At 73.8% G+C, this 24,106-nt stretch carries 18 protein-coding genes; 8 read left to right on the top strand and 10 right to left on the bottom strand.

Translation table 11 applies throughout. The annotated features are described in order from the left end of the window. Positions 1-25: 25 nt before the first annotated feature. The 4 genes from AB0I68_RS28510 to AB0I68_RS28495 form a co-directional block, all read right to left on the bottom strand. Positions 26-1,159: an SIS domain-containing protein gene (locus AB0I68_RS28510; RefSeq protein WP_363180212.1), complete on the bottom strand. Its 1,134-nt coding sequence runs from the start codon at positions 1,157-1,159 to the stop codon at positions 26-28. A gap of 186 nt (positions 1,160-1,345) precedes the next feature. Next, entirely contained in the window at positions 1,346-1,531 is a 186-nt protein-coding gene (locus tag AB0I68_RS28505; RefSeq protein WP_030296876.1) for a Trm112 family protein, read from the bottom strand. An 86-nt stretch (positions 1,532-1,617) separates the two neighbouring features. Next, positions 1,618-2,988, bottom strand: a complete 1,371-nt coding sequence (locus AB0I68_RS28500; RefSeq protein ID WP_363180211.1) for a phosphomannomutase/phosphoglucomutase — start codon at positions 2,986-2,988, stop codon at positions 1,618-1,620. A gap of 77 nt (positions 2,989-3,065) precedes the next feature. After that, complete coding sequence (locus AB0I68_RS28495) at positions 3,066-3,497, bottom strand: DUF3499 domain-containing protein (RefSeq protein ID WP_363180230.1); 432 nt, start codon at positions 3,495-3,497, stop codon at positions 3,066-3,068. Between the two features lie 102 nt (positions 3,498-3,599). Here AB0I68_RS28495 and AB0I68_RS28490 point away from each other — a divergent pair, with 102 nt between their 5' ends. After that, positions 3,600-4,064, top strand: a complete 465-nt coding sequence (locus AB0I68_RS28490; protein ID WP_363180229.1) for a metallopeptidase family protein — start codon at positions 3,600-3,602, stop codon at positions 4,062-4,064. A gap of 226 nt (positions 4,065-4,290) precedes the next feature. On the opposite strand, the gene AB0I68_RS28485 is transcribed toward AB0I68_RS28490, so the two are convergent. From AB0I68_RS28485 to AB0I68_RS28475, 3 genes are all read right to left on the bottom strand, one after another. Next, positions 4,291-5,772: a DUF5719 family protein gene (locus AB0I68_RS28485; RefSeq protein WP_363180210.1), complete on the bottom strand. Its 1,482-nt coding sequence runs from the start codon at positions 5,770-5,772 to the stop codon at positions 4,291-4,293. Beyond that, entirely contained in the window at positions 5,769-9,407 is a 3,639-nt protein-coding gene (locus tag AB0I68_RS28480; protein WP_363180209.1) for a glycosyltransferase family 2 protein, read from the bottom strand. The genes AB0I68_RS28485 and AB0I68_RS28480 overlap by 4 nt, the downstream gene beginning before the upstream one ends. 258 nt (positions 9,408-9,665) lie before the next feature. Beyond that, complete coding sequence (locus AB0I68_RS28475; RefSeq protein ID WP_003983763.1) at positions 9,666-9,929, bottom strand: WhiB family transcriptional regulator; 264 nt, start codon at positions 9,927-9,929, stop codon at positions 9,666-9,668. 640 nt (positions 9,930-10,569) lie between these two features. Here AB0I68_RS28475 and AB0I68_RS28470 point away from each other — a divergent pair. Genes AB0I68_RS28470 through AB0I68_RS28460 form a run of 3 tightly spaced genes read left to right on the top strand, consistent with a single transcriptional unit; the run spans position 10,570 to position 13,379 of the window. Further along, the gene (locus AB0I68_RS28470) at positions 10,570-11,079 is read left to right on the top strand and encodes a cysteine dioxygenase family protein (protein WP_363180208.1); all 510 of its coding nucleotides are present in this window, start codon (positions 10,570-10,572) and stop codon (positions 11,077-11,079) included. A gap of 48 nt (positions 11,080-11,127) precedes the next feature. Beyond that, a complete protein-coding gene (cofD, locus tag AB0I68_RS28465) occupies positions 11,128-12,087 on the top strand; it encodes a 2-phospho-L-lactate transferase (protein WP_363180207.1) in 960 nt (319 codons plus the stop codon). Further along, positions 12,084-13,379 carry a coenzyme F420-0:L-glutamate ligase gene (locus AB0I68_RS28460; protein WP_363180206.1) on the top strand — a complete coding sequence of 432 codons (1,296 nt, stop codon included), beginning with the start codon at positions 12,084-12,086 and terminating at the stop codon, positions 13,377-13,379. Before cofD ends, AB0I68_RS28460 begins: the two co-directional genes overlap by 4 nt. 74 nt (positions 13,380-13,453) lie before the next feature. Here the strand turns inward: AB0I68_RS28460 and AB0I68_RS28455 are convergent, their stop codons facing one another. Both AB0I68_RS28455 and AB0I68_RS28450 read right to left on the bottom strand, forming a co-directional pair. Further along, complete coding sequence (locus tag AB0I68_RS28455) at positions 13,454-14,656, bottom strand: DNA-3-methyladenine glycosylase 2 family protein (protein ID WP_363180205.1); 1,203 nt, start codon at positions 14,654-14,656, stop codon at positions 13,454-13,456. A 553-nt stretch (positions 14,657-15,209) separates the two neighbouring features. After that, positions 15,210-16,652: a peptidoglycan recognition protein gene (locus AB0I68_RS28450; RefSeq protein WP_363180204.1), complete on the bottom strand. Its 1,443-nt coding sequence runs from the start codon at positions 16,650-16,652 to the stop codon at positions 15,210-15,212. 140 nt (positions 16,653-16,792) lie between these two features. Here AB0I68_RS28450 and AB0I68_RS28445 point away from each other — a divergent pair, with 140 nt between their 5' ends. The 4 genes from AB0I68_RS28445 to AB0I68_RS28430 all read left to right on the top strand — a co-directional run bounded on the left by AB0I68_RS28445 (position 16,793) and on the right by AB0I68_RS28430 (position 22,751). Beyond that, positions 16,793-17,545 carry a TIGR03089 family protein gene (locus AB0I68_RS28445; protein ID WP_363180203.1) on the top strand — a complete coding sequence of 251 codons (753 nt, stop codon included), beginning with the start codon at positions 16,793-16,795 and terminating at the stop codon, positions 17,543-17,545. A gap of 193 nt (positions 17,546-17,738) precedes the next feature. Beyond that, positions 17,739-18,947, top strand: a complete 1,209-nt coding sequence (locus AB0I68_RS28440) for an LCP family protein (protein ID WP_363180202.1) — start codon at positions 17,739-17,741, stop codon at positions 18,945-18,947. A gap of 227 nt (positions 18,948-19,174) precedes the next feature. Further along, a complete protein-coding gene (locus AB0I68_RS28435; RefSeq protein WP_363180201.1) occupies positions 19,175-20,914 on the top strand; it encodes an LCP family protein in 1,740 nt (579 codons plus the stop codon). A gap of 319 nt (positions 20,915-21,233) precedes the next feature. Then, complete coding sequence (locus AB0I68_RS28430) at positions 21,234-22,751, top strand: LCP family protein (protein ID WP_363180200.1); 1,518 nt, start codon at positions 21,234-21,236, stop codon at positions 22,749-22,751. An 87-nt stretch (positions 22,752-22,838) separates the two neighbouring features. Here AB0I68_RS28430 and AB0I68_RS28425 read toward each other — a convergent pair whose 3' ends face one another. Beyond that, positions 22,839-23,867 carry a glycosyltransferase family 2 protein gene (locus tag AB0I68_RS28425; RefSeq protein ID WP_363180199.1) on the bottom strand — a complete coding sequence of 343 codons (1,029 nt, stop codon included), beginning with the start codon at positions 23,865-23,867 and terminating at the stop codon, positions 22,839-22,841. Positions 23,868-24,106 lie beyond the last annotated feature (239 nt).

The following is a 24,106-nucleotide window of genomic DNA, read 5'->3' as shown; positions in this document are numbered from 1 at the left end:
ATGAAGGGCCGGCACGGTGGTGTGCTCAGCCGTGTCCCCTGGTCGCCAGCGCCAGGTATGCGGTGGCGAAATCCGTGACGGCGAGGAGTTCGGCGAGCTGTTCCAGTTCGCTGCCTTCCTCGGGTTCGAGCTCGCTGACGGCCGTGTCGTGGCTGAGGGCGAGCTCGCGCGCGGCCGGGGCGGCGGAGAGGCCGCCCGTGGGCCGGTCGCGCAGCAGGACGACGCGCGCACGGAGGGCCTGGGGCTCCTCCACCCGGTCACGGAAGAAGTCTTCGGGATCGGCGCCGGCGGCGAAGGACCCGGCGAGCAGGACCCCGTGGGCGGGCAGCGCCTCGGGGAGGTCGGCGGCCAGCGCGGGGCGGCCGGCGAGTTCGGCGAGGGTGGCGGCGAAGCGGCGGCCGGCCGGGCCCGCGCCGGCGCCCTCGCTCCAGATGAGCGGGAGGGAGTCGGCGAGCTCGGCGGCGAGGGTCTTGGCCGGGTTGGAGTACGTGGCGATGGCCGGTCCGCAGCGCTCGGCGGTGCGGTCGAGCCGGTCGGCGACGCGCTGGAGGGTCTCCGGGGCGGCGGTGATCAGCCCGACCTTGTCGAGGAGCAGCAGCAGCGGGGTCAGCAGGGCCCACAGGGCGCCGGGTCCGGCCGCGGCGGACTCGTCGTACTCCTGGTACGGGGCCTTGGCCATCGGTACGAGGAGCCCGTGCGCGCCGTCCACGGCCTCGCTCAGCGGGGAGCGCTCGGGCGCGACGGCGACGACGGTGCAGCCGCGCCGGTAGGCCTGCTCGGCGAGGACGGCGAGCCCGGGTTCGGTGCCGTCGGTGGTGGCGAGGAGCAGCAGGTCGACGGAGCCGGCCCAGCCGGGCAGTGCCCAGCGCAGGGCGCCGGCGGCGTGTGCGACGCCGGTGGGGTGCAGGCGGGTGACGGGTGCGGAGGCTCCGGCGAGGGCGCTGAGCAGGTCGGCGACGCCGGTGGCGGCGGTTCCGGGGCCTGCGATGAGGACGGCGCGGGGCCGGCCGTCGGGGCGCAGGTCGGCGAGGCCTGCCTCGGTCGCGTGCCGGGCTGCGGTACGGACTCTGGCCCCGGCCTCGGCAGCGCCGCGGAGCAGGCCGCGGCGGTCTGCGCGGGCAAGATCGTCCGGTGCGTCGAGGAGCGACTCGTCGAGCATTGCGGCCTCCGGCTGACAGCTGGTTCAGAAGGGCGGGCGACTCGGTTGCTCGGGCGCCCGGCGCTGCGACGGGCGCCCTGTGATGCCTGTGGCCTGGCCGGCCCGCTGTCCGGGGCAGGGCCGGTGGTCAGGCCGGTGCGGCCCGGACGGGGGCCGTGGTGGCCCGGGTTCGGGTGGGGCGGCGGCTCAGGCGGGGCGGCGGGCCTCGTCGACGAGGAGGACCGGGATGCCGTCGCGGACCGGGTAGGCGAGGCCGCAGTCCCGGCCGGTGCAGATCAGCTCGGGAGCCGCTTCGTCGGCCGACTTGTCCTCGAGGGGCGAGTGGCAGGCGGGGCAGGCGAGGATCTCCAGAAGGCCGGCTTCGAGCGGCATGGGGCGGTTCCCTTCGAACATGCGGATTGGGCGAGGTCAGCGTACCGCCGGGCCGCACGTCGCGCGGCCCGGCGGTGACACGGCACTTATGCGCGGACGAGTGCGAGGACCTCGTCGCGGATCTTGGCGAGGGTCACGGAGTCGCGGGCTTCGACGTTGAGGCGCAGCAGCGGCTCGGTGTTGGAGGCGCGCAGGTTGAACCACCAGTCGGCGGAGCTGGCGGTCAGGCCGTCGAGCTCGTCGAGGGTGATGCCCTCGGCGGAGCCGTACGCGGCCTTGACGGCGGCGAGGCGGTCGGCCTGGTCGGCCACGGTGGAGTTGATCTCGCCGGAGCCTTCGTAGCGGTCGTAGGAGGCGACCAGGTCGGAGAGGGGGCCGTCCTGGCCGCCGAGGGCGGCGAGGACGTGGAGCGCGGCGAGCATGCCGGTGTCCGCGTTCCAGAAGTCCTTGAAGTAGTAGTGCGCCGAGTGCTCGCCGCCGAAGATGGCGCCGGACTTGGCCATCTCCTCCTTGATGAAGGAGTGGCCGACGCGGGTGCGGACGGGGGTGCCGCCGTGCTCGCGGACGACCTCCGGGACGGACCACGAGGTGATCAGGTTGTGGATCACGGTGCCGGCGCCGCCGTTGCGGGCCAGTTCGCGGGCCGCGACCAGGGCGGTGACGGCGGACGGGGAGACGCCCTCGCCGCGCTCGTCGACCACGAAGCAGCGGTCGGCGTCGCCGTCGAAGGCGAGGCCGAGGTCGGCGCCCTCGGCCTTCACACGGGCCTGGAGGTCGACGATGTTCTTGGGGTCGAGGGGGTTGGCCTCGTGGTTGGGGAAGGTGCCGTCCAGCTCGAAGTACATCGGGACGAGGTCGAGGGGCAGGCCCTCGAAGACGGTCGGGACGGTGTGGCCGCCCATGCCGTTGCCCGCGTCCACGACCACCTTCAGCGGGCGGACGGCGCTCAGGTCGACGAGGGACTTGAGGTGCTCGGCGTAGCCCGCGAGGGTGTCCTGCTCGGTGATCGTGCCGGGGACGGTGGCTGCCAGGGCGGCCGGGGCGCCCTCGTCGGACCACTTCTCGACGAGCTCGCGGATCGCGGACAGGCCGGTGTCCTGGCCGACCGGGGCGGCTCCGGCGCGGCAGAGCTTGATGCCGTTGTACCGGGCCGGGTTGTGCGAGGCCGTGAACATCGCGCCGGGCAGGTCCAGCGTGCCGGAGGCGTAGTACAGCTGGTCGGTGGAGCACAGCCCGATCAGGGTGACGTCCACGCCGCGGGCGGCGGCGCCGCGCGCGAAGGCGCCGGACAGGGCGGGCGAGGAGGGCCGCATGTCGTGGCCGACGACGATCGCCGTGGCGCCGGTGACCTCCACGAAAGCAGCACCGAACAGCTCGGCCAGCGACTCGTCCCACTCGTCCGGTACGACACCACGTACGTCGTACGCCTTGACGATGTTCGAAAGATCTGCGGCCACTGCCTGCCCTCCTGAGGTCCTGTGCGGTGGAGCAAACCTACCCTGCACGGAGAGCGACTTTTCAGACGATGTGCATGTCAGGAGTCGGGCGAACGCAGGACGCGCAGATGTCCTCGGCGGGTCTCCCCGGTGTTGCCGCTGCCGCCGCTCGGGCGGGTTCCGCCCGCCTCGGCGGCGCGGTCGTGGGGGCGGGCCGCTTCGCGGACGGCGTTGGCCAGGGCTTCGAGGTCGTCGCCGCTCGGGCGGGACGGCGCGGAGCCGTCGGTGAGGCGCACGACGTCCCAGCCGCGCGGGGCGGTCAGGCGCTCGGAGTGCTCGGCACACAGGTCGTAGCAGTGGGGTTCCGCGTAGGTGGCGAGCGGGCCGAGAACTGCGGTCGAATCGGCGTAGACGTACGTCAGTGTCGCGACGGCAGGGCGGCCGCACGCAGTGCGCGAACAGCGACGTACAAGGCTCACGACGTTGGACGGTACCGCACTCTTGACCGGGCCGCGACGACTCTCCCGCAGGCCGCTCCCCCGTGTCGTGCCCCCGGCGGGGCGCGGCGGGTCCGGAAAGGCCCGGGTGGGAGGGGCTGTGAGGGCTACGCTGCGGGGGTGACGGACAGCCCCCTGCCCCCCGGCCCGCCCCGCCCCGCCGAGCCTCCCGCCGAGCCGCGCCCCCGCCGTCGCGACCGGCACGGGCGGGGGATGCGGGGGCCGCTGGCGCCTCCGCAGGTGCCGCTGTCGGCGAGCCGGGCGGAGCTGTTCGGGGACCTCGTACGGGACTCGGTCGAGCGGCTGGAGCGGCGCTGGCCGCAGCTGGCGGAGGTGGAGTTCGTGGTCGCGGACGTCCCGGGGCCGCCGGGCGGTCCGGACGCCGGCTGGAACGACGAGGCGGTGCCGCTCGGGGCGCTGTCGGAGGCGGCGGGGCCGGCGCGGCCGGCGCGGGTCGTGGTGTTCCGGCGGCCGGTGGAGATCCGCACGAAGAGCCGGGACGAGCGGGCGCTGCTCGTGCACGAGATCGTGGTGGAGCAGGTGGCGGAGCTGCTGGGGCTGTCGCCGGAGACGGTGGACCCGCGGTACGGCCAGGACTGAGCGGGCCGACCGGACTGACCGGGCCGACCATGCCGATCGGGCGGAGTGACCGGGCCGACCGGGCCGGAGTGACCGGGCCGGACCAGCGGGCACGGCTGGGCGGGGCCCTGGCCCGGCCAGGACCGCCCTGGCGGTTTTGGCCCGGGCCAAAACCGCCTGGACCGGCCGGGACCCGGCCGGACCGGTCAGGCCCGACCCGGGCTGACCGGGGCGACGGGGCGGTCTGTCAGCCGGTCAGGACCGTGAGGTCCTGGGTGGCCTTGGGGACCGAGACCATCGCGTGGTCGTCCGACAGCGGCTGGATCGTGAACATCGGGATGCCCTCGTGGGGCAGGGTCAGGGTGCGGGCCGCGTAGACGGGGCCGCCGGAGACGGTCTCGACCGTCAGCGCGTAGGCGCCCTTGGCTCCCGCCGGGGCCAGCGACACCGTCTGCGTCGTGCCCGCCTTGACCGTGACCTCCTTCGAGGCCGGCTCCCCGCCCTCCGTGCCCCCCGAGGCCGTCACCTTGACCTTCGCGTCGGGGCCGCCCGCCACCGTCAGCGAGAGCACGGTCGCGTTCTCGTCGGCCCGGTTGTCGGCCACCGTGGCCCGCCTCCCGACCGGCCCGGCCGCCGGGACGAAGCCCAGCTCCTGCTTGGCGCCGCTGCCGCGGACCACGTGGACGGCCGCCACCACCGGCACGGCCTTCTTGCCGTTGGCCGGGACCAGCAGCAGCGAGCCCGCCTCGCCGCGGGTCACGTCCTTGAGGTCGACGCTCGCCGTCATGCCGCCCTTGAGGTGCAGCTGCTCGTTGCCCGCCGGGCTGATCGAGCCGTTCGGCCCGGCCAGCCGGACGGTCAGGTCCGCGTCCTCCTCGCCCGGCGCGAAGGCCACCAGCCGTACGGAGGCGGCGTCCGCCGGGATCCCGGGCAGCACCAGCGAGCCCGCCGGGTCGGTGGAGGCCGCCAGCCAGTCGGCGCCCACCCCCTCCTCGCCGACCTGTACGGAGGCGCCGACGCGGCCCGCCCGGGTCGTCACATGGGCGGTGACGTCCGCGAGCTGGGCCCCGGGGGCGAGGGAGGCCAGCGAGACGGCCTTGGTGGACTTGGGGTCGATCCGGATGTTCTCGCCGGTGCCGCCCTCGGTCTTGACCGCCCCGTCCGGGCCGAACATCTTGATGTCGATCACGGCCGCGGTGTCGTCCGGATTGGTGAGGTGCACGTAGTCCTCGCGCCCCTTGGCCGTACTCGCGCCGGGGAACCAGAAGTCGGTACCGGGCGTGGTGCAGCCGACGCCGAGGACACCGCGCGCCCGGCCGACCGCGACCTTCGTGGTCTGCTGCGCGGTCCAGCCGGGGGCCAGGATCCCGTCGGCGACGCCCACCAGTGCGGGCGCCTCCGCGCCGGAGGCGGTGGCCCCGGCCGGCTTCCCGCGCTCCTTGACCTCCAGCACCGGCTTGGCCTCCTTGGTCGCGCCGAGGAGGCGGGCCGTGCCCTTCCCGCCCCCGCCGGCCGCGCCGGGAGTGATCGCCGTGTACGTGGTCTCCGCGATGTCCGAGGAGCTGGGCGCCGGGCACACCAGCGCGGACCGCTCCACCGGCATCCGGGCCGCGGCCGCCGTCTTGGCGTCGGCGGCCGGAGCGGCGGGGGCGGTGAGGTGGGCGACGCCGGTGACGGCCGCCAGGGCCGCGGCCACCGCCGCCAGCGTCAGGGGTGCGCGCTGCTTCACTGCTGGGGGCTCCCGTCCGGACGCGGCTCGTGCTGTCCGTAGGTGTCGTACGGCTGCTCGTACGGCGGGTAGGGGTACGGCTGCTGCTGCGGCTGCTGCGGGTACCCCTGCTGGGCGTCGTAGCCCTGCTGCGGGTACGGGTACTGCTCGTACTCCGGGGCCTGCGCGGGCGCCGGCACGTAGGGCTGCTGGGGCTGCTGGGGCTGCTGGGGCTGCTGCTCGTACGTGTAGCCCTGGTCGCCGTACGCCTGGTACGCGTACGCCTCCTCCCCGTACACCGGCTGCGCCGGGATCCCCGCGTACGGATCGGCGACCGCGCCCGCGGGCTCCCCGGCGGCGGTCGCGGCGGCAGCGGACTCCGCCTCCGCGCGCAGCCGGCGGGCCCGGCGGCCCTCTCCGGCCTCGCCCCCGGCGGACCGGTCGGCGGCTTCCGCCTCCTCCTCCGGCAGGTCGTCGTCGAGGCGCGCCCGGCGGCCGGGCAGGGCCATCACGAGGAGCACCAGCGCGAGGAGGCCCTGGGCCCAGTGCCACGCGGTCCGGGTCAGCGCGTCCTTGTGGACGAGGTCGAGGCGGCCGCCGGCGGCGGGCAGTTCGAAGCCCTGCGCCCAGCCGTCGAGGGTCTTGGGCTTGAGGGGCTTGCCGTCGAGGGTGGCCTGCCATCCGGGGGCGGCCCGGTCCGCGATGCGCAGCGCGCGGCCCGCCTCGCCGGCCGGGATCTTGGTGTGGGCCTCGACGGGGCCGGAGGCGACCGGGATGGGGGCCTCGCCCGGCTTGCCGGAGACGATGACGGCGCGGGCGACCTGGCGGTCCACGCGCCACAGGGCGCTGCCGTCGAGCTGGCTGAGGCGGCTGAGGCCCGGGGTGGCGTCGAGGACCTTGCGCATCTGCTGCGGGGCGCCGTCGCGGACCAGGATGTACCGGATGGCGAACCCGCTGAGCTGGTCGGTCTGGTCGGCACCGGAGCCGGCGACGAGGCTGGAGACGACCTTGTCGAGCTGCGGGCTGCTGCCGGCCGCGGCGGCGAGTTCCGCGTCGCCGAGGCGGCCGCCGGAGCCGCGGACCAGGGTGTAGGAGACGGCGGCGGGCGAGGTGCCGCCGAGGACGAGGGTGCGGGCCTGGTCGCGGGTGCCGCTCTCCTCGGCGACGAAGGCGGGGACCTGGACCGGGTCGCGCCGCTCCAGCGGGCCGTCGGCGCCGCTGATCATCCAGCCGGCCGCGCCGAGCAGCGGGCCGGCGGCGGCGGCGAGCGCGATCAGCGCGGCCAGTGGCTGGCGCCAGCCGAAGCTGCTGGCGGCGACGCGCTCCTTGGCTCCCTCGGCGCCGACGGCGGCGGCCGCGAGGAGGGCCAGTCCGTAGACGAGGGTGGCGGGTCCGGCCCAGCCGGTGTGGTTGACGACGACGGCCAGGAGCAGCCCGGCGAGGGCGGCGGCCCAGGCGGCGCGGACGGCGAACTGCCGCTCGGCGCGCAGCAGGCCGGCCATGGCGGCGAGGACGATGCCGATGAGCAGCAGGCCGCCGGCGGTCCGGGGGCCGCCGGGGCTGATGCCGAGCAGGTCCAGGGCGGTGGCCGAGCCGGATCCGTACGGCAGGCCGGCCTCGTGCAGGAGCCGGCCGGGGTGCGCGAGCAGGCTCAGCGACCAGGGGGCGAGCACGAGGAGCGGAACGGCGAGGGTGGCGAGCAGCCGCAGGCCGTACGACTTCCACTCGGCGCGGCGCAGTCCGAGGGCGGCGGTGCCGAGGACGGCGGCCAGCGGCCATACGACGGGGGTGAAGGCGGTGGCCAGGGTCAGCAGGAGGGTGTACGTCCACACCGGGCGCCAGCTGCCCCGGTCGCCTTCGGCTGCCCCGAACCCGAAGGCGGCGACGGCCGATCGGGCGATGAGCGGGAGCAGGACGGCAAGGACGGCGGTGCCGAGGCGGCCGCCGGCGAGGGCGCCGGTGACGGCGGGCAGGAAGGCGTAGGCGACGGCGGCCCAGGCGCGCAGCAGCCGGGACTCGACGAGCGGGCGGGAGGCGAAGTAGGCGGTGAGCCCGGCGAGCGGGACCGAGCAGACCAGCAGCAGGGTCAGCGCCGCGCTGGTGGAGCCGAACAGCACGGTGGCGAAGGCGCCGAGGACGGCGAGGTAGGGGGGCGCTCCGGCGGTGGAGCCGGCGGCGACGGGCTGCCAGTCGTCGGTGTAGCTGCGCCAGAGGGCGAGTCCGCTGCCGGGGGCGGGCAGCAGGGCGCCGCCCATGAGGGAGCCGCCGCCGAGCAGGGCGCGGCAGGCGATGACGGAGACGAGCAGGAGGAGGGCGAAAAGGACGGGCGCGGGGTTGCGGGCGATCCGCTTGAGGCGCGCGAACTGTTCGATCTCGAGGTAGTCGGCGTCGTCGCCGCCGGGGCCGGACTCGACGGCTCCGCCGTGCCGGCCGATGGCGGCCGCGTCGGTGTCGCGGTCGCCGCCGAAGTACCCGGCGAGCTGTTCGGCGTTGGCCCGCAGGCCGGCGCCGGGCGGCGGGAACAGGGGGCGCAGTTCCTTGGCGGGGACGGCGGGGCGGCCCCGTCTGCGGCGGGCGCCGAGGATCCGGCCGGGGCGCAGCAGGGTGGCGAGGAGGCCGGTGATCTCGTCGACCGCCTGGCCGGGGGCCTTGCCGACGAGGTAGGCGAGGGTGCGGAGCACGGTGCCGACGAGGAGGCGCAGCAGGACGTACGGCAGGGCGCGGCCGGAGCTGTTGACGAGCACCGTGTAGACGGCGCCGGCCTTGTCCACGCGGTGCGGGCTGGCGCTCGTACGTCCGGCGCAGTCGACGGTGCGGCGCTCGCGGGCGGAGGCCTCGGCGTGCCGCATGACCGCGTCGGGGGCGACGAGGACGGTGTGGCCCGCGCTCTGGGCGCGCCAGCAGAGGTCGACGTCGTCGCGCATGAGGGGCAGGCGGCGGTCGAAGCCGCCGAGGGCCTCGTACACGTCGCGGCGCACGAGCATGCCGGCGGTGGAGACGGAGAGGACGGGGCGGATCTGGTCGTGCTGGCCCTGGTCCTGTTCGCGGCGGTCGAGGCCGGTCCAGCGGCGGCCGCTGCGGGCGATGGTGACGCCGGCTTCGAGGAGCTGCTTCTTGTCGTACCAGCCGCGCAGCTTGGGGCCGATGACGGCGGCGTCGGGGTTCTCCTCGGCCACGCGCAGCAGTTCGGTGAGGGCGTCGGGCTCGGGGGCGCAGTCGTCGTGGAGCAGCCAGAGCCACTGGACGGGTTCGCCGTGGGGGAGTTCGGGGAGGTCGTGGGCGTCGTCGCGCCAGGTGCGGCTGACGGGGTCCCAGCCGCTGGGGCGCTTGAGGTACGGGAGGTCCTCGGGGCTCGGGGTGCCCGCGGTGCGGGCGGCTTCGTCGACGGCGGTGCCGAAGCCGGTGCGGCGGGCGAGGTGGAGCACACGGTCCTCGCCGAGGGCCTCGCCGAGGAGGCGCGCGGATTCGTCGGCGCTGCCGGTGTCGGCGGCGAAGTGGCTCTGCGCGGGGCGTTCCTGGCCGAGGAGGCCGGCGAGCGTCTTGGGCAGCCAGCGGGCGCCGTCGTGGGCGACGAGGACCGCGGTGACGACGTGCCGGGGGAACTCGGGTGTGGCGGCAGCCTGGTAGGAGGCCGTCGACTGGCTGTGCAGGGACATCGCTCTACTGGCCCTCCGGCCTGGGGGTCCCCCCGGACGCGGTCCGGGGAGTGGGTCCGGGGGTGGTGTGCTCCCGGAGGCTGCTGGACAGCGCCCCACACTAACGGCTGGGAACACAGCGGTCCGCCTCCTGCGGGGAAGGTGCAGGAGGCGGACCGTTTGCTCTGCTCATTGCTTTGTTCCGCGTACCGCGGGTGGTGCGGGTCGATATGTCATGCGATGTGCCGTGGGCGCCCGTCGGGGGGCGCTTCGGCCGTTTCAGACCGCGGCCTTTTTCAGCCGTCGGCGTTCACGCTCGGACAGGCCGCCCCAGATGCCGAATCGCTCGTCGTTGGCGAGGGCGTACTCGAGGCATTCGGAGCGGACTTCGCAGGCGAGGCAGACCTTCTTGGCCTCGCGGGTGGAGCCGCCCTTCTCGGGAAAGAAGGACTCGGGGTCGGTCTGGGCGCACAGAGCGCGCTCCTGCCATCCGAGCTCTTCGTCCGCCTCCTCGACCAGCAGTTCCTGAAACAGCTCGGTCATGTGCGCCCCTCGCTCTGTCTGTGCGTCCCCGTGGCCGTGCCGTCACTGATCGCTACGTAACGACACGAGTGAAATTACAAGTGGGGGGCTCCAGCGCAGTCAAGCCGAGATCTGCTATTGGGCCCCTTATTCACTCTGCGGAACCAAGCGTATGCAGAAAGTGTTCATATCGCCAAAAATCGTGACACATGCAACTGCCGCCCCACTGTGCCCCTGTTCACCCGCAATCGACGTGTCGCTCCGCGGTGCGGTTGCGATCAAGCCAAAGAAAGCGGCGCAGATCACATTCCGGTCACGGAACGGCGCGTCGGGTTTGGTTGGGGGCCACAGCGTGGCGTGGAGCGCCACCTCCCCCACATCGGACTGCACAAACCTCTCTCCGAGCACGGCAACCGGATCAGATGAAACTTTTGCGACATACGAGGCATTGGGTTGACAGTCGACCCTCCGACCCGGTCTCCTTGTCCCCATGTCAGTGACCTCTGCAGCCACCCGGACCCCCATTCGTGGGTTCCTGTGCGCTGCCCAGGTTCGCTGTTGCTGTTGCTGCTGTTGATGCCTTCGGAGCCTCGGCTCCCCTGAGCTCCGGCCACCCCCACAGCGACCGCCAGCACGACTGACATCCATCGAGGACTCCCCGATGAACAGCACTTCCCCCACCGTCGAGAGCGACCTCCAGATCGCCGGCGACATCCTCTCCGTCCAGCACCTCCTGCAGCCCGCCCGGGAGCACCCGGCCACCGTCTCCGAGTTCGTCGGCCTCGCACGCTCCATCGCCGCGAACCGCGCCGAGTGGGAGCACCTGGTCGAGTACGACGCCACCACCCGCTGGTACCACCGGCTGCGCACCGGCCCCGGCTACGAGGTCTGGCTGCTCAGCTGGGTCCCCGGCCAGGGCAGCGGCCTGCACGACCACGGCGCCTCCTCCGGCGTCCTGACCGTCCTCGACGGCGAGCTCACCGAGCACGGCCCGCGCGGACCGCTCGCCCTCGGCGCCGGCGCCCAGCGCGTCTTCGCCCCCGGCTACGCCCACGAGATGGTCAACGACACCCTCGACGGAGCGGTCAGCCTGCACGTCTACTTCCCCGGTCTCACCGAGATGCCGATGCACAACTGCTCCCCGGCCCGGCCCGAGACGCTCCCGGTCTGACCGGGCCGCATCCGCCCGGACCCGGCCGGGCCTGACAGACTGCGCTGCATGCGCATTGTTGTTCTGGCCGGCGGCATCGGCGGCGCCCGTTTCCTCCGCGGACTCAAGTCGGCGGTTCCCGACGCGGACATCACGGTCATCGGCAACACCGGTGACGACATTCACCTGTTCGGGCTGAAGGTGTGCCCCGATCTGGACACGGTGATGTACACCCTCGGCGGTGGCATCAACGAGGACCAGGGCTGGGGCCGCACCGACGAGTCCTTCACCGTCAAGGAGGAACTCGCGGCGTACGGGGTCGGACCCACCTGGTTCGGCCTCGGCGACCGCGACTTCGCCACCCACATCGTCCGTACGCAGATGCTCGGCGCGGGCTACCCGCTGAGCGCCGTCACCGAGGCGCTCTGCGACCGCTGGCAGCCCGGGGTCCGGCTGCTGCCCATGTCCGACGACCGCGTGGAGACCCACGTCGCCGTCAACGACCCCGAAACCGGCGAGCGCCGCGTCATCCACTTCCAGGAGTACTGGGTCCGGCTGCGCGCCTCACTCGACGCCGAGGCCGTCGTACCCGTCGGCGCCGAGCAGGCCAAGCCCGCTCCCGGCGTGCTCGAGGCCATCGCGGCCGCCGACCTGATCGTCCTCCCGCCGTCCAACCCGGTCGTCTCGGTCGGCACCATCCTGGCCGTGCCCGGCATCCGCGAGGCCGTGGCCGCCGCCGAGGCGAGCGTCGTCGGCCTCTCCCCCATCGTCGGGGGCGCGCCCGTGCGCGGGATGGCCGACAAGGTGCTGGCCGCCGTCGGCGTCGAGTCCACCGCCGCGGCCGTCGCCCGGCACTACGGGAACGAACTGCTCGACGGCTGGCTCGTGGACACCGCCGACGCGGACGCCGTCGCCGAGGTGGAGGCCGCCGGGATCGCCTGCCGCGCCGTGCCGCTGATGATGACCGACCTGGCGGCCACCGCCGAGATGGCCCGTGCCGCGCTGGCGCTCGCGGAGGCCTCCCGGTGAGCGTTCCCTCGTACGAGGTGCGCGCCGTCGCCGGGATCCCGGAGGTCCGCCCCGGCGACGACCTCGCGCGGCTGATCGCGGCGACCGGGCCGGAGCTGCGGGACGGGGACGTCCTGCTGGTCACCTCGAAGATCGTCTCCAAGGCGGAGGGCCGGATCGTCCGCGCCGGTTCCCGCGAGGACGCCATAGACGCGGAGACCGTACGGGTCGTCGCGCGCCGGGGCCCGCTGCGGATCGTCGAGAACCGGCAGGGACTGGTCATGGCGGCGGCCGGAGTCGACGCCTCGAACACCGAGCCGGGCACGGTGCTGCTGCTGCCCGCGGACCCCGACGCCTCGGCCGCCGCGATCCGCGTCGGCCTGCGCGAGCTGCTGTCCGTCGACGTCGGCGTCATCGTGACCGACACGTTCGGACGGCCGTGGCGCACCGGGCTCACGGACGTGGCGATCGGCTCGGCCGGAGTGCGGGTCCTGGACGACCTGCGCGGCGGAACGGACGCCCACGGCAACCCGCTGAGCGCGACGATAGTGGCCACGGCGGACGAGCTGGCCGCGGCCGGAGACCTGGTCAAGGGCAAGGCGGCCGGGCTGCCGGTGGCGGTCGTACGCGGGCTGGGACACGTACTCGGCGAGGGTTCCTCGGCGGCCGACCTGGTGCGCCCGCCGGCCGACGACATGTTCCGGCTGGGCACCTCGGAGGCCGTACGGGAAGCCGTGACGCAGCGCCGCACCGTGCGGGCCTTCACGGCGGACCCGGTGGACCCGGGCGCGGTCCGCCGCGCGGTGGCGGCGGCGGTGACGGCCCCGGCGCCGCACCACACGACGCCGTGGCGGTTCGTGCTGCTGGAGTCCGCGGCGGCGCGGCTCGAACTGCTCGACGCGATGCGGGACGCCTGGGTCGAGGACCTGCGACGGGACGGCAAGTCCGAGGAGTCCATCGCCAGGCGGGTCCGGCGCGGGGACGTCCTGCGCAGCGCCCCGTACCTGGTGGTGCCGTGCATGGTGACGGACGGCGCGCACGACTACGGGCACGCCCGGCGCGATGTGGCGGAGCGGGAGATGTTCGTGGTCGCGATGGGCGCGGGCGTGCAGAACTTCCTGGTCGCGCTGGCCGGGGAGCGGCTGGGCTCGGCGTGGGTGTCCTCGACGATGTTCTGCCGGGACGTGGTGCGCAAGGTGCTCGGGCTGCCGCAGGACTGGGACCCGATGGGCGCGGTGGCCGTGGGCCATGCCGCGTCGGCTCCGGCGGAGCGGCCCGCCCGGTCGGCGGAGGACTTCATCGAGGTCCGGTAGGCGGCGCGGGCTGCCGGTTCCGGCGGCCCGCCCGTTCCGTCGGCCTGCCCGGGCCGCCGGACCGCGGACCGCGGTCAGAGCTTTCCGATGTCCGTCTTCCGCATCTTCGGGGCGCGGCGGGGCGGTGCCTGGCCCGCCAGGAGGATGAGGCGGGCCGCGCGGTGGCGCTGGCCCGCGTACGGGGCGAGCAGCTCCAGCATGGCGGCGTCGTCGGCGTCCCGGTTCCCGGCGAGGGCGTAGCCGATGATGCCGGGCAGGTGCAGGTCGCCGGTGGTGACCGCGTCGGCGGCGCCGTTGCTGCGCTGGAGGGTCTCGGCGGAGGTCCAGGGGCCGATGCCGGGTACGGCCTCCAGCCGGGCGGTGGCCTGCGGGAGCTCCATGGCGGCGGCCTCCTCCAGCCGGTTCGCCACGCGGGCACACCGGACGATCGCGGCGGACCGCTTGGCGTCGACCCCGGCCTTGTGCCAGTCCCAGGACGGGATCAGCGCCCAGGTCCGGGCGTCCGGCATGACGTACAGGCCCTGCGGGCCCCCCTCCTGCGGGCCGGGCGCGGGCTCCCCGTACCGGCACACCAGGCGCCGCCAGGCGCGGTACGCCTCGTCGGTGGTGACCTTCTGCTCCAGGACGGTGGGGATCAGGGATTCCAGGACCAGTCCGGTACGGGTGAGGCGGAGCCCGGGGCGGCGGCGGTGGCTGGCGTGCAGGAGGCGGTGGCGCGGGACGAAGGCGGCCGGGTCGTCGCCGGAGCCGAGGAGCGCCGGGAGGCTGTCGAGCATCCACTCGGCGCCGGGGCCCCAGGCTTCGGCGTGGACGGTCCCGGTGCTGTGGCGGAGGGCCACGCGGAGGGTGGCCGGGCCCTCGGGGGTGCGGCTGGCCTTCCAGAGGGAGCCGTCGGGGGTGGTGCGGAAGGTGGGGTCGGCGGGGCCGCGTCGGAGCGGGCCGAGGGTGAGCCCGAGATCGACGGCCCCCTCGGGCTCCCACTCCCGGACCCGGCCCCCGGCGCCCGGCCTCGCGGTCGGCCCGGTTTCGGCCGCGGCGCCGAGCCTTGGCGTGGGCCCGGTTTCGGCCGCGGCGCCGGCCCCGAGCCTCGGCGTCGGCCCGGGTTCGGCCGCGGCGTCGGCCCCGAGCCTCGGCGTGGGCCCGGTTTCGGCCGCGGCGTCGGCCCCGGCGCCGGTCGGGGTGCGGACGTCTTCCGGCTGCTGGGCGGTGCCGGTGGGCACGGTGGTGCGGCCGCCGCGGACGGCGGTGCGGGTGAGGGGGTCGAAGCGGCCGGCCATGCCATTGAGCGTAGCCCGGCAGGGCCCGTCCCCCACCTGCCCTTCCCCCGTCCTCCCCCGGCTACCGCTGGGAGGCGCCCCCAGGGACCCGCCCCGGACCCCGCCGAGGTGCGGCGGCGCTGCCGAGGGCTCTGCCCCCAGACTCCGTCCGGGGGACCCCCAGGGCCTCAAACGCCGACGGGGCCGGGACGGCGCGGCGGCGCGCCGTCCCGATACGGCCACCGGCCCGCGGCGCAGGTACGGATCCGGCGGGTGGTTGTGACCTGCATCACCCTCTCCGTTCGGGGTGCGGCGACGGTTTTTCCTCCGGCGGCTGGTCTTGGCGTACGGCGTGCAGGTCCTGACCGTGACCGGGGACCCGATTGCCCGCATCACCTCGTTCAACGACCCGAGCCTGGTGCCGGCGTTCGGTCTCGCGCCCGCCCTCGCGGTCTGAACCGGCCGCGGCACGGGTTCACCCGCCGCCGGGGCCGACGTCGTTGTCCGCCTGCGCCTGAACCCCGCCGCCCCTGGGCGGCCGGGCCCCGGGGCGGCGGGGCGAGAGGCGGCAGGGCTAGGGGCGGCCTTGGAGTTTGGCCGAGGAGACGCGGGTCGGGGGGAGCTGGCCGTAGAGGAGCTTGCCGGGGCATTCCGTTGCGAAGCCGTCCCGGTGGCCCGAGATCACGTTCAGCTTCACGTTCGTGCCCTTCGCGAACAGGTTGCCGCCGCCCGACTTCAGCGTCGTCTTCGCCCGCGGGTCCCTGTTGAACAGCCCCAGCTTCCATGCCGTGAGCTGGGCCACCGCCTTCACCGCGGCCGCGGGCGGGGCGGTGGTCGTGTACGTGCCGATCACCGCGACGCCCATGCTGTCCGTGTTGAAGCCCATGGTGTGCGCGCCTTGCACCGCCTTGGCGACGCCGCCCGCCCGGCCCTCGTACACCGTGCCGCACTTGTCGACGGCGAAGTTGTAGCCGATGTCGCGCCAGCCGCTGCTGACCACGTGGTAGCGGTACAGGCTGCGCAGCACCGCCGGGGCGTCCGCGCAGGCGTAGTTGTTGCCGGAAGCGGTGTGGTGGACGAAGGCCGCCTTGACCGTGCTCGTGTAGACGAAACCCGCCTCGCGCAGGGACTCGTCCGCGCCCCAGCCCAGCCGCGTGACGATCCTCGGCCGCGGGCCGATGTACGGGCGGGCCGCCGTGCTGAGGGTGCCTTCGCCGGCGAGGGCCGCGTCGGCGGTGGAGTCCGCCTTGTTGAGCGCGGTGATCTCCGTCGCCCCGAGCGGGGCCAGCGGGACGTTGGCGGAGGAGGACTCCGCCGTCTCCATGGTCATGCCGGGCAGGGCCACCACGTCGCCCTTGTCGTTGCCCTCGGGATCGTCGGCCCGGCCGGACCCGTCGGAGGTGCCCGATCCGCCGTTCTTGGGGTCGACCACCGTCACCGGGTCCGTCGCGCCCGGGTCGACGAGTTCGATCCGCATGCCCGACGGGAGCCGGGTCGCCCCGCGGGTGGCCGGGGCTGCGGGTTCCGCCTGGACGCGGACCTCGACCCCGTCGGAGTCGCCGACCCACAGCGGGGCGGTGCTGCCGCGGGCCCGGCCGGAGCCGCTCTCCGCGGTGCCCGGGTCGGGGGCGTGTTCGCTGTTGTGGGTGTCGACGTCCTGCCAGTCGGACCAGGTCCTGCTCCGCACCGAGCGGGTGCGGACCTGGACCCGGCCGGACAGCTGCGTGGTCGCGTCGTCCCAGACGACGCCGACCAGCGAGAACCTCTTGACCTCGCGCTGCGGCAGGCCCTGGGTCTCGGGCAGCCGCGGGGAGGCGCTCATGCCGGGGACGCCGGGGGACCGGTCGGCCGCGGGGCCCAGGGGGGCGAGCGGCAGCGACTGGGTGGACCCGGCTGGGGCCACGGGGGCGGCCGCGCCCAGGGAAGGCGCGGCCAGGGCCGGAGTGGAGAGCGCGAGCGGCAGGGCCAGGGCGGCAGCCGTCGCGACACCGATCGAGGAAGCAAGGAATCCACGCATGAAAGCGATGCTGAACACACACACCACGAACCGCCATCGGAAAACTGACGGCCCGTCCGGTCCGGGGCGCGCGTCCCTCGCCCGTACGGAGGAGCCGGTGCCCGCCGTACGGGCGAGGGCCCGCGCGTAGGCTGGGGCGGGTGAATGCCACTGACCGCACCCCTGCCGACCTGCTGCGATCCGCGCTCGCCGCCGATCCGGGCCGCCCCCTCGTCACCTTCTACGACGACGCCACGGGCGAGCGCGTCGAATTGTCCGTCGCCACCTTCGCCAATTGGGTGGCCAAGACCGCGAATCTGCTCCAGGGCGACCTGGGCGCCGAGCCCGGAGACCGGCTCTCGCTGCTGCTCCCCGCGCACTGGCAGAGCGCCGTGTGGCTGCTCGCCTGTGCCTCGGTCGGGGTCGTCGCCGAGGTGGGCGGGGATCCGGCCGACGCCGATCTGGTGGTGAGCGGGCCCGACACCCTGGACGAGGCATCGGCCTGCTCCGGCGAGCGGGTCGCCCTCGCGCTGCGGCCGCTGGGCGGGCGGTTCCCGCAGCCGCCCGCCGGCTTCGCGGACTACGCGGTGGAGGTGCCGGGGCAGGGCGACCGGTTCGCCCCGTTCGCCCCCGTGGACGCGAACGGGCCGGGGCTGGTGGCCGGCGGCGAGGAGCTCTCGTACGCACGGATCGTCGACCGCGCCCGCGAGGACGCGGCGAAGCTCGGCCTCGGTGCGGGTTCCCGACTGCTGTCGGGGCTCGGCTACGACAGCTGGGACGGGTTGTCGGCGGGGCTGTTCGCCGCGCTGGCGGCGGGCGGGTCCGTGGTGCTGTGCCGGAACCTGGACCGGCTGTCGGCGGACGGCCTGGCGCAGCGGATCGAGAGCGAGCGCGTCACCCACACCGCCGTATAGCGCGGGGCTGCGCCGTCACCCACTCTGCCCAACCCCACGGCCAAGCGATTTGTCACCCGCATGGCCCTAGACAGGGCCCTGCCCCCGGGCCGCCCCGACGGGCCGGGGGCACGATCGGCAGGGGCCGTGCATCCACCCGTACGGCCCGCACGTGTCACCGACACAGCCGGTGCGGCGAGGGGACGGAACGCGAGTGAGGGACAGCGCAGGCATACCGGGCGCCGCCGGGGCGGCCGGAGGCTCCTCGAAGCCTCCGCGCGGTCGCCGGCGCCGCCTGCTGCGCTGGATCGGGCTCGGGCTGGCCCTGCTGGTCCTGGCCGGGGCGGCCACCGGCTGGTGGCTCTACCGCAAGCTCGACGCGAACATCACCGCGGACACGTCCGCGGCGGCCGAGCTGGAGCGGTACGAGCGGGAGCGCCCCACGCACCTCGTGGGCGGCGCGCAGAACATCCTGCTGATCGGCTCGGACTCGCGCTCCGGCGAGGAGAACGCCCGGTACGGGCCGGACCGGGGCACCGAGCGTTCGGACACCGCGATCCTGCTGCACCTGCCGGCGGGCCGCAGGAGCGCGACCGCGGTCTCGATACCCCGGGACCTGATGACGGAGATCCCCGCCTGCCTGACGGCGGACGGGAGCCGGACCACCCAGCGGCTCGCGCAGTTCAACTGGGCGTTCCAGTGGGGCGGGGCCGCCTGCACGATCCGTACGGTGGAGAAGCTCACCGGAATCCGGATCGACCACCACATGGTGGTGGATTTCGGCGGGTTCAAGAAGATGGTCGACGCGATCGGCGGGGTGGAGGTCTGCCTCAGGCAGCCGATGAACGACCCCGAGGCGAAGCTGAAGCTCCCGGCCGGCCGGCAGAACCTGCGGGGGGAACAGGCCCTCGGCTTCGTCCGCGCCCGCTACAGCCTGGGCAACGGCAGCGACACCGAGCGGATGGAGCGCCAGCAGCAGTTCCTCGGCTCGCTGGTCAAGAAGGTGCAGAGCAACGGGGTGCTGCTCAACCCCGGCCGGCTGTACCCGCTGCTGGATGCGGCGACCTCCTCGGTGACGACGGACCCGGGGCTGGCCTCACTGCACGACCTGTACGAACTGGTCCGGGGCATCCGGGACATACCGACCGAGCAGGTGAAGTTCCTGACGGTGCCCCGCCGCCCGTACGCCGCCGACCCGAACCGGGACGAGCTGGTACAGCCGGACGCGACCCAGCTGTTCGAGCACCTGCGGGCGGACAGGCCGGTGACGGTGACCCCGCCGACGGCCGGAACCGAACAGGTCCCGGGGACCGCCCGCGCCACCGCACCGGACGCCTCCGCACCCCCGTCGGGAACCACCTCCACCCCGGCCCCCGTCCCCACCTTCACGGGAACCACGGCGGGCACGGCCGATTGCCGGTAAAGCAATCCCAAAAGGCGGCGTCCGAACCGAAGGGCTTGGGCGGTTTGCCCCGCTATAAGGGGAGTGGAATGTGTCACCACCATGGTTTGCGGTTGACCAGGGCGGATAAGGTGAGCGACCCGGTGCCCCGGCCAGAAAAGAGGGCGCCGTGCACCAGCAGCCGGATCGTTGAACGGGCGTCTTGGGGGAGGCGCGTCGCGAGGCACCGACGGAGGATTCGAGCAACCGTGGATGCGCAAAGCCGTGGGCGGGCAGACGAGATCGACCCCGCAGACCAGTGGGTGCTCAATCCCCGCACAGGCAACTACGAACTGCGACTGGACCGCTCCGCTGCGCAGCAGCAGCGCTCCGTCGCCGCCCCCCGCAGACGGTCCTCGGCCCGTCCCGGAGCGCCGGCAGCCCCCAAGACCCCGTCCCCGGCAGTACCCGGGCCGCGGCGCGGCGAGGGTCCGCCCGGGCGGCGCGGCGGGAGTCCGCGCAAGGGCGGAGGAGGCGGAGGCGGCCGGCGCAAGAAGATCCTGGTCATCACCGGAGGCACCCTCGCCTTCCTGCTGGTCGGCGGCTCGCTGGGCGCGTACCTCTACTACAACCACCTGAACGGCAACCTCAAGGTCACCGACGTCGGCGACGCGGGCACGGGCGGTTTCAAGAAGGACCAGCCCATCAACATCCTGGTCATCGGCACCGACAAGCGCAGCGGCGCGGGCAACGAGGGCTACGGGGACGCGGAGAGCGTCGGTCACGCCGACACCACGATCCTCTTCCACGTCTCCAAGGACCGCAGCAACGCGACCGCGCTGTCCATCCCGCGCGACCTGATCACGAACATCCCGGCCTGCCCGACGAAGCAGCCCGACGGCTCGACGAAGACCATCCCCGGCGAGAAGGGGACGCGGTTCAACATCAGCCTCGGCCAGGAGGGCCGCGACCCGGGCTGCACGATGCGCACGGTCAAGGAGATCACCGGGGTCACGGTCGACCACTTCATGATGGTCGACTTCAACGCGGTGAAGGTGCTGAGCACGGCGGTCGGCGGCGTCCCGGTCTGCGTGGAGAAGGCCGTCGACGACAAGGACTCCAAGCTGAAGCTGGACGCGGGCGAGCACCGGCTGCAGGGCGAGCAGGCCCTGGCCTTCGTACGGACCCGGCACGCCTTCGCCAACGGGAGCGACCTCGACCGGATCAAGACCCAGCAGCAGTTCCTGGGTTCGATGATGCGCGAGATGAAGTCGAAGGAGACGCTGACCAGTCCGAAGAAGTTCTTCTCCCTCGCGGAGGCGGCCACCAAGTCGCTGAACGTGGACTCGGGGATAGGATCCATCGACAAACTCACCGATCTCGCCGGTGAGTTGAAGGACATGAATCTGAAGAACATCACCTTCACCACGCTCCCGGTGCTCGACAACCCGGCCGAGCCCGAGGGCAAGAAGGCGACCGTCGTCATCGAGCACAAGTCGGCCGATCCGCTGCTGAAGATGATCCAGGGGGACGTCTCCCTGACGGAGGTCGAGCAGAAGGAGCAGGCGGCGAAGGACGCGGCCGACGCGGAGGCCAAGAGCAAGGCGGACGCCCTGCTCCAGGGCAACCGCGCGCCGGCCGGCGACGTACGGGTGGACGTCTACAACGGCGGCGGCCCCGGCGGCTCCGCCTCCACCACCCTGACCTGGCTGCAGAACAGCAAGGGCGTGAACAAGGCCAGCAATCGCGGCAACGCGCCCGCCAAGGTCGACACGACCCAGCTGGAGTACGCGCCCAACCAGGCCGACCAGGCCCGGGCGCTGGCCGACATGATGGGCCTGCCGGCCACGGCACTGAAGATGGGCTCGGCGGACGCCGCGCCCAAGACCCCGATGAAGCTGACGCTCGGCGCCGACTTCAAGGGGGCGGGGGTCTCGATGACGGCGCCGCAGAAGGCGCCGGAGGACATTCAGCGGGTCGAGGCCGACAAGGCGGTCTGCGCCAAGTAGGCCGAGCAGGGCAAGCGGACCGGGCGCGGCGCCGAGCGAGCAAGGCAAGCGGGCCGGGCAAGGCCGGCGGACGGGACATCCGGTCGACGGCCGGCCCGTGCCGGTGCGACCGGCACACCACGACACGAAGTGATCTTGAGGGGGACGTGTGAGGCACAGCAGCGTGCGAGGGGAGGGGGCGCCCGCCCAGCCCGGCGGTGACATATCCGGCGGCGGATCCGGCGCGTCCGGCGAGGTCCCTCCACCACGGAGCGGGTCCGGAACCGGCTCCGGCAGCGGACCCGCCGGCGGCGGCCCGACGCGGCGGGGCCGCCGGCGCGTGCTGCGCTGGGTGTCCTCCGTGCTGTCGTTCCTCATACTCGCGACGGCGGCGGGCGGCTACCTCTACTACCGCCACCTCAACGGCAGCATCAAGACGGACGTCCTGAACCTCGGCGAGAACAAGCTGGGTGGCTCCAGGCCCAACGCCTTCGGGCAGACCCCGCTGAACATCCTCCTCATCGGCTCCGACGCCCGTGACGACGCGGCCAACCAGGCCCTCGGCGGGGCCAAGGACACCTTCGGCGGCCCGCCCCTCGCGGACGTGCAGATGCTGCTGCACCTGTCGGCGGACCGCAGCAACATGTCGGTCGTGTCGATGCCGCGCGACACGATGCTGATGATGCCGAAGTGCACCGAGCCGGGCGGCAAGGTCCACCAGGCCAGCAAGGGCCTCATGCAGACGAACGAGTCCCTCGGCCGGGGCGGGCCGGGCTGCACGGTCGCCGCCTGGCAGGAGCTCACGCACATCCCGATCGACCACTTCATGATGATCGACTTCAAGGGCGTGGTGACGATGGCGGACGCCATTGGCGGCGTCCCGGTCTGCGTCCAGCAGAACGTGGAGTCGCGCACCAAGGACGGCAAGGGCTCCGGCCTGAAACTGCCCAAGGGCGAGAACGTCATCCAGGGCGAGCAGGCCCTGCAGTGGCTGCGCACCCGCTACGGCTTCGAGGACGGCACCGACCTCGGCCGCACCCACGCCCAGCACATGTACATGAACTCGATGGCCCGCGAGTTCCGCAAGAACGCCAAGCTCAGCAACCCGGTGAAGCTCAACAGCCTGGCGCAGGCGGCCATCAAGGCCATGGTCGTGGACCCCGGCCTGAACAAGATCGACAAGCTGTACGACCTCAGCGTGGAGCTCAAGAAGATCCCCACCGGGCGTATCACCATGACCACCATGCCGTGGGTGTACAGCACCCGCGAGGAGGGCCGGGTCGAGCCCAAGCCGGGCGAGGCCGAGGACGTGTTCCGGATGGTCCGCGAGGACATCGCGCTCGACGGCAAGGGCTCCGGGAACCCGGCCGCCGCTCCGTCGGGGCCGGCCGCCTCCGGCTCCCCCGCGGCACCCTCCCAGCCGGCCGCCGACCCGGCCGCGCCCCCGGCGAAGATCCCGGTCACCGTGCGCAACGCGACCGGCGGCAAGGACGGCGCCCAGGCCAGGGTCAAGGGCCGGGCCGACGATGTCGTCGCCATCCTGGCCGGCAAGGGCTTCACCAAGGCCGTCGCCAACACGCAGACCGCGGGCGAGGACACCACCGTGATCCGCTTCTCGAGCCCGGACCAGGCGGGTGACGCGGCGGCCGTGGCCACCGCCCTCGGCCTGCCGGCGAACGCGGTGGAGAAGTCCGACGACGTCTCCGGGATCGTCCTGTTCGTCGGCAAGGACTGGCGGACCGGCAACGCGCCGACCCCGCCGCCTCCGGCCCCGACCAAGGCCCCGGACTCGGCCCGCCCGCTCAACGGCGACGACGACAAGGAGTGCATGGCGATCCAGCCGGGCTTCACCTGGTAGCGCGTGCACGCGAAAGGGCCCGGTGGCGCTGTCGGACGACAGCGCCACCGGGCCCTTTCGTGAGTCCGCCGCCGCGCGACGGCCTGCTCAGACCTCGCTGGCGAGGTCGCGGCGCACGGCCGGGCGGCGGCTCGCGATGACCTTGGCCGCGAGCGAGCGCGGGCTGGTCAGGAAGCCCAAGCCCCAGGACATGTGCATGGTGGCCATGGCCACCGGGATCTGCGCCCGCGCCTTGAGGGAGAGGCCCTTGCCGGCCGGGACCGAGCCGACGGCGATCGCCGCGAGGTAGCCGGCCGGAACCACGAAGCCCCACGGGCTGACGACCGCGCCGGCCACCACGCCTGCCGCGATCGCGCACAGGGCGGTCGGCGAGGCGAGGTAGCGCAGGTTGATCGATCCCGAGTGGTAGCGGGCCACCACGTGCCGCCAGCGGCCGTAGTCCTTGTACTGCTTGGCGAGCGCCCGTACGGACGGCCGCGGGCGGTACTGGACCTTCAGCTCGGGCGAGAACCAGATGAGCCCGCCGGCCTCGCGGATGCGGAAGTTCAGCTCCCAGTCCTGGGCGCGGATGAACTCCTCGTTGTAGCCGCCGGCCTGCTCCAGCGCCTCGCGCCGGAAGACACCCAGGTAGACCGTGTCGGCCGGGCCGGCCTTGCCTCCGGTGTGGAAGGCCGCGTTGCCGACGCCGAGCCGGGAGGTCATCGCGGCGGCGACGGCGTCCTCCCAGGCGTTCTCGCCCTCGGCGTGCATGATGCCGCCGACGTTCTGCGCACCGGTCTCCTCCAGGAGGCGGACCGCGGTGGCGATGTAGTTCGGCGAGAGCATGCCGTGGCCGTCGACGCGCACCACGATCGGGTGACGCGAGGCCTTGATGGCGGCGTTGAGGGCGGCCGGGGTGCGGCCGGAGGGGTTCGGAACGGTGACGACGCGGGGGTCCTCGCGTACGAGCTCGGCGGCGATCTCGTCGGTGCGGTCCTTGGACGGCCCCAGCGCGATCACCACCTCCATCTCACCTGCGTACTCCTGTCCGAGGATGTGGCGGACGGAGTCACGCAGATGGCGCTCCTCGTTGAGCACCGGCATGATCACCGAGACTGCGGGCTGCTGGGCGGGCATGTGGTCCTTCAAGGTCGGGTATCGGTGTCACGTTACCGCGTACGGGGGAAACGGGTGCGCGCCGCATGATCGATAGGGACAGAGGCTGATCGTATGGGCCTACTGTTCTGACGATCTGCCTGATATGCCTGGTTCGTTCCTGCCGGCCCCTGCTGCCCCCGCGGAGGTGTCCCCCGTGCCCCAGCCGCACCGTCCCATCCGACCCGCCCGGCCCCCGCAGCCGCAGCGCGCGCGGCGCG

This window comes from Streptomyces sp. NPDC050448 (assembly GCF_040655295.1).
Lineage (GTDB): Bacteria > Actinomycetota > Actinomycetes > Streptomycetales > Streptomycetaceae > Streptomyces.
This window is presented reverse-complemented; position numbering and strand designations above follow the sequence as displayed.

Excerpts from the sequence above, each read along its gene's own strand:
- AB0I68_RS28510 (WP_363180212.1), bottom strand. The coding sequence starts at position 1,159 with ATGCTCGACGAGTCGCTCCTCGACGCACCGGACGATCTTGCCCGCGCA.
- AB0I68_RS28505 (WP_030296876.1), bottom strand. The coding sequence starts at position 1,531 with ATGCCGCTCGAAGCCGGCCTTCTGGAGATCCTCGCCTGCCCCGCCTGC.
- AB0I68_RS28480 (WP_363180209.1), bottom strand. The coding sequence starts at position 9,407 with ATGTCCCTGCACAGCCAGTCGACGGCCTCCTACCAGGCTGCCGCCACA.
- AB0I68_RS28475 (WP_003983763.1), bottom strand. The coding sequence starts at position 9,929 with ATGACCGAGCTGTTTCAGGAACTGCTGGTCGAGGAGGCGGACGAAGAG.
- AB0I68_RS28470 (WP_363180208.1), top strand. The coding sequence starts at position 10,570 with ATGAACAGCACTTCCCCCACCGTCGAGAGCGACCTCCAGATCGCCGGC.
- cofD (WP_363180207.1), top strand. The coding sequence starts at position 11,128 with ATGCGCATTGTTGTTCTGGCCGGCGGCATCGGCGGCGCCCGTTTCCTC.
- AB0I68_RS28455 (WP_363180205.1), bottom strand. The coding sequence starts at position 14,656 with ATGGCCGGCCGCTTCGACCCCCTCACCCGCACCGCCGTCCGCGGCGGC.
- AB0I68_RS28450 (WP_363180204.1), bottom strand. The coding sequence starts at position 16,652 with ATGCGTGGATTCCTTGCTTCCTCGATCGGTGTCGCGACGGCTGCCGCC.
- AB0I68_RS28425 (WP_363180199.1), bottom strand. The coding sequence starts at position 23,867 with ATGCCCGCCCAGCAGCCCGCAGTCTCGGTGATCATGCCGGTGCTCAAC.